Annotated in this window: 3 protein-coding genes; all 3 read right to left on the bottom strand. The window is 60.1% G+C overall.

Annotated features, from left to right (window positions below):
* Positions 1–365 precede the first annotated feature (365 nt).
* Complete coding sequence (locus tag HMPREF1316_RS13315; RefSeq protein WP_021726518.1) at positions 366–3,131, bottom strand: FtsX-like permease family protein; 2,766 nt, start codon at positions 3,129–3,131, stop codon at positions 366–368.
* Between the two features lie 12 nt (positions 3,132–3,143).
* Entirely contained in the window at positions 3,144–3,857 is a 714-nt protein-coding gene (locus tag HMPREF1316_RS08170; protein ID WP_021726519.1) for an ABC transporter ATP-binding protein, read from the bottom strand.
* A gap of 88 nt (positions 3,858–3,945) precedes the next feature.
* Positions 3,946–5,205 (bottom strand): hypothetical protein, encoded by a 1,260-nt coding sequence (locus HMPREF1316_RS08165; RefSeq protein ID WP_332248191.1) that lies wholly within the window; start codon positions 5,203–5,205, stop codon positions 3,946–3,948.
* Positions 5,206–5,529: the final 324 nt, after the last annotated feature.

Here is a 5,529-nt window from a genome sequence, read left to right as displayed (position 1 = left end):
CCCTCGGACCGGCCTCCCGGGTCGTTCGCAATCGCGGACGACCCGGCGTTCCGCGAGCCGCAGGCAGAAGGCCTGCCCCCGTCGGGAGGGACGCCCCCGAGGACCGTTTTGGCCCCAGAAATCGCATACGACCCGCGGGGGGCCTCCGCGCGACTGCATACGACTCGAAGGGGGCCGCCGCGAAAGTGCGAACGACTCCGAGCATCCTCGGGACACCCGCCGTCGCACTACTCAGCGTGATGAGGGGCGCGCGAAGGCCTCGTGGCCGTCCCACAAAGGGGCAGGCCCTTGACGAGGCCTGCCCCAACGATATCGAGACGTTATTTTGATGCGTGGGTGCGAGCCATGCCGCCCCAACCGTCTCGCTACTCGACGACCTTGAGCGCCAGCGACAGCGGCACCTTCTTGATGTGACGCATGTGCAGTAGCGCCACCACGAGGTAGGTGATGAGCGCTATGACAAGGTCGATGACAACAATTTGCAGGGTCAACGTATAGACGTAGTTGCCGTTTTGCGCAGCCAGCATGAACCTATACACCACGCCGATGAGCTCCCTGAGGATGGGCACGCTCACGAACAGCGAAATGACTACGCCCGCCGTGATGGAGCGCAGGTAGAGCATGTCTATCTCACTATTCTTGTAGCCAAAGACCTTCATGTAGGCGATGGAGCGTGCGCTTCTGTCGATGAGCGTCTTGGTGAGCAGGTAGATGACGATGATGAAGATGGGAATCGAGAGCCATGTGATGACGTTCATGATGTCGCCATAGCTGTCTTCAAGCTGGTCGGCAATCTTGTCGGCGTCTGCCGGGGTGTAGTCGGACACAAGGTAGCGCCGGTTGAGGTCGAGCGCCTCGTTGGAGAAGTATCCGTTGAAGTAGCCCTCGTCATTGCCGAACATCTGGTTGAACGTATCGATGCTCATGTACACATTGGTCGAGGCCGCAAGCGCAGTCGCCCCGTCAATCGTGATGTCGTAGGCGTCACCCGTCGTGCGGTCGGTAAACGTGGCGGGCTCGCCGAGCGTGATGCCGCACTTCTCAAGCAGCCCGGGATCTGCCACGATGCGTCCACCGCTCACGTCGATGTCTGGGTAATATGCGGAGCCCTCCTGGATGCCGTATATGGTGACCGTCTCGTTGCTGTCATCGAGCGCACGGCCGCACTCGAGCCGAGTAACGGCGAAGGGCTCTGCCTGGTCGATCGTGGCCTGGCTCATCTGGGCGGGGTTCACGGCGATGTCGAAGTTGTCCACCTTCGAGACGTCAACGATGAGGTTGCCAAAGTCGTTGCGTTCGTCGTCGGTGAGGGGGGCGATCTGTTTGCTCAACTCACGCGCGTGCTCGAGCAAGGTTGTGAGCTGACCGTCAGTGGCATCGGAGAGGTGCACGCCTTGTCTGGCCATGACCGCGACAAACAGCTTGTGGAAGTTGGTGTCGGCAAGGTCGGTGAAGTCATCCACGCCATAGGCTCGCATGAGCATCCTAAGCTCGTCGGAATCGTCCACGTCGGCCTTCGTGAGGTTGCTCATGAGGGCAAGTGCGCCAATGGCGTCCTTATCAAAGTCGCGGAAGCTCGAGCCTGCAGCCCGCAGGTCACCGGCCAAGTCCTCGATGAGGTCAAGGTCGATGCCGGCGTACTTCTCATTGGTGGTGATCTCCTCAATGGCGGCCCATGCGGCTCGCTCGTCGGCAGTGCCATCAATCCGCAGCTCGTCCTTGAGCGTATAGACGTGCTCCGCCGGGATGCCGCGCTTCAGCTCGACCGCATAGCTGCGAACCGACGGCATGACGGAGAGCGAGAAGAGCAGCAGCGTGTTGGCAACGAGGATGCCAATGAACAGTATGACGAAGCTCGAGGTGTTACGCAGGAAGACGCGCAGGCGAAAGCGCTGCACGTAGCTCATACCCTCGGGCAGCGACGACTCCTTCTTCGCCCCCCTGCTGCCCCGTACCTCGCCGCGCAAAAATTGCAGCGGCGTAAGGCGCAGCTTGAGTAAAAGGCCAGCGAGAAGGATTACGAACAGTAGCACAAGCGGCACAAGAACCGTCTTGAGGTAGATGTCAGGATGGAAGCCGCGCACGTAGGGAGGCAGGCTGTACGTGTTGTAATACGACTGTCGGATAGTGTCCTCCACCGGGATGGCGTACCCGAGGCCCAGCAGGCAGCCCACCGCGCCCACGATCATCGGCAGCGTGAGGTAGTGCCTGACCAGCTCGCCCTTTGTGTAGCCCATCGAGAGCAGCGTGCCGATAGCACTGCTCTCCTGCTCGATGGTGGCATTGGTGAGCAGCACAAAGATGAAGGAGAGGACGATCGTGAGGATGATCGTGAGGGTCAGGGCCGTGTTGAGGTCACCCTCGTTGTCGCCCGTGGCATAGCTGATGCCCTGGTTGTACTCATGGTCGATCATGTCGCTCACCGAGACGCCATGGTCGATGAGCACGTCGACCATGCGCTTCTCAAGGCTGACGCGATCGGCTAGGGACAGGTCGCGGTCACCAAAGGAGAACGAGTACGTGAAGGTCTGGTCACCCTTGGCCAGCGCGTCACGCGCCCCCGACGTGACTTGGCCCACACCAAACGTGAGGGCGTCATACACAGTATCGCTATTGTTCTCGAAAAGCGTGACGTAGTCGGGGAGAGACACGATGCCGCAGATTGTGAACGTCTTACCGTCGAACTCCACGGTGTCGCCCAAGGACAGCTTGTTGTTCTGCATGAACACACGGTCGAGCGCCACTTCGCCGTCTGCCTCGGGCGCACGGCCATCGGTATAGCTCACCTCATCGAAGCCCTCGCGGTCACCATAGAGGCGAACCGTCGTGTCGTCGATGGTGCGCCCGGGGATGGTAAGGCTGGCATCATAGCTGAAGTTCTCGTGCACCGTGCAGCCCAGCGCCTCGACGTCCTTGATGGCATCTGCCTTAGCCTCGAAGTCGGTCATGAAGCGACCGTCCTCGACGCTGTACTTCTCACGCATGCCGCTCATCATGTCGATGTTGTTTTGCGCCGCCTGCATGTAGCCGTTGCCGAGCCCTACGGCCATCATCAGCAGAATCAGCAGCCCAATATAGCGCCCGAGGTTATGTCTGATCGAGCGCGGGTAACGCTTCCCAAGAGGAGACATCTGCATGCCCCCTTACCAAGTCAGCTCGGACGCGGGCATGGGGGTGGGGTTGGCCTCGTCCTCGACGAGGAGGCCATCGCGCAGGCGCAGGATGTGATGGCTCATCCTGCAGATGGCATCGTTGTGCGTAACGATGACCATCGTGGTGCCAAACTCCTGGTTAACGCGCTCCATGAGCTCCAGGATCTCCTTGGACGTCTTGTAGTCGAGCGCACCCGTAGGCTCGTCGCACAGCAACAGGCCGGGCGCCTTCACGAGGGCGCGACCGATGGCACAGCGCTGCTGCTGGCCACCCGAAACCTGGTTGGGAAACTTGTTACGATGCTCCCAGAGGCCAAGTGAGTGCAGCAGGTCGTCCACAGACAGTGATTCTTTGGAGAGATACTCGCAAACCTCGATGTTCTCGCGTACCGTGAGGTCGGGCACGAGGTTGTAGAACTGGAATATGAAGCCAAGCTCGCGTCTGCGGTACTCCACAAGCTCCTTGCCGGCAATCTTGGTGATGTCGGTATCACCCACGATGATGCTACCGGCATCTGCGGGCTCAAGGCCGCCCACGACGTCCAAGAACGTCGACTTGCCCGAGCCTGAAGGGCCGAGGAGGACACAAATCTCGCCCTTGGTGATGGTGCAGTCGATGCCTCTCAGCACCTCGACGCGCGCCTCTCCCTCGCCATAGTGCTTCTCGACACCCTTGACGACGAGGTATGCCTCATCTTCTGCCATGCTGCCTTCCCTTCTTCCCGTACGGACGCCAATGGGTGCCGGGTCACTGCCTGAAGTTTGGATGATCTAACTCCTATCAAAGATAATACTAGCTGTTGCTACCTGTTTGTATGCATCCTTTTTCGCGAGTGGTCTGTCGTGTCTGGCGGGGCATGTCACTGCCAGCGTCGTACTCGGCGTGCGCCACCGAGGTAAGCAGCATAATTCGGTTGAGCTGGTTGATCTCGCTGGCACCTGGGTCATAGTCAATCGTCATCATGTTGAGCCCGGGGTATCTACGACGCATCTCCTTGATGATCGCCTTGCCCGCGATGTGGTTGGGCAGACACGAGAACGGTTGCAAGCACAGGACGTTGATGCAGCCATGTTCGACCAGTTCGGTAACCTCGCCTGCAAGCAACCAGCCCATGCCGCAGGTATTGTGTCCCGAAATCACTCGTGTCCCCCGCTCGCGCAAGGCGCAGAGGTCGAACGGCGCATCAAAACGAGACGAACGCTCAAGCGCACGGGTGAGTACGGCACGCATGCTCTCGAGGGTCTTGATCGCAGCTGCCACGCGTGCTGAGGTGCCGTCGGCTTCGGTTGCGTCTGACCCTTGCGTACCTGCACGGTCGCCACTCATCTCAAAGAGCAGATAGTTCATCAGGCTTCCCACCACCGCCTCACAGCCCTGTGTCTCAATGATGGCTACGATGTCATTGTTGCCGTCGGGATCGTACTTCGTATGTATCTCGCCCACCACGCCCACACGCGGGCGACTCCCGTCGTCTACTAGGGTAAGTGTGTCGAAGTCTGCCACAATGGCCGCGACATCATGGGCGAAGCTTGCGAAAGTGTAGCCTGCCAACGCCTCCTTGCACCGATCCATCCACAGCCGGAAGAGCGCATCGGCGGATCCCGGAACCTGCTCGTAGGGACGCGTGCGGTGCAGACATAGCATGAGGGCGTCACCAATGATGCAGGCGCGAGCCATGTCGACGAACGTCTTCATAGACGATCGGAAGCCAGGGTGACGACCATCAAACGAAAGCAGCGATGACGAGATGATGGGCGCCTTCGCAAAACCCGCGTCACGCAGGGCCCGACTGATGGCTGAGAGGTAGTTGCTCGCACGACAACCGTCTCCGGGATTGGTCATCATGATGGCCAGGTGGTGCGGGTCATACCTGCCCGAGAGCACCGCCTCCATGACCTGCCCCACAATGTGAATTGCGGGATAGCACATGTCGTTGTTGGCGTATCTGAGCCCCAGTTCAACGGTGCGTTCGCTCACCGCAGGCAACACCTCGAGATCGTAGCCGCCATCTTGTATGGCCCGCTCGAATAGCTCGAAGTGAATAGGGGCCATCTGCCCACAGAGAATCGTGTAACCCTCACGTCGCATCTCACTCGTGAAGGGGGCAAACTCATACACCGTGGAGCGAGGGTGCGCCACATGGCCCGCCACAGCGCGGTCGCGCAGGGCGGCGATCAGTGAGCATACGCGGATGCGCGCAGCACCTAGCTATTGCACGCCAACAGGTTGTTGACACCCCGCGTGTGACAAAGGAGGAGGGCTCCACCAAACTGTGAGTTGACTGGACTTGCGGCGAGAGGAGCCCCCATGTACCAGTATCCTAACGCGAGGCTGACCCCGAGGGTCCGGCGCAGGCCCGTCGGGCACGTGGCGTCC

It is taken from the genome of Olsenella profusa F0195 (assembly GCF_000468755.1).
In the GTDB taxonomy this organism is placed as follows: Bacteria; Actinomycetota; Coriobacteriia; order Coriobacteriales; family Atopobiaceae; genus Olsenella_F; species Olsenella_F profusa.
This window is presented reverse-complemented; position numbering and strand designations above follow the sequence as displayed.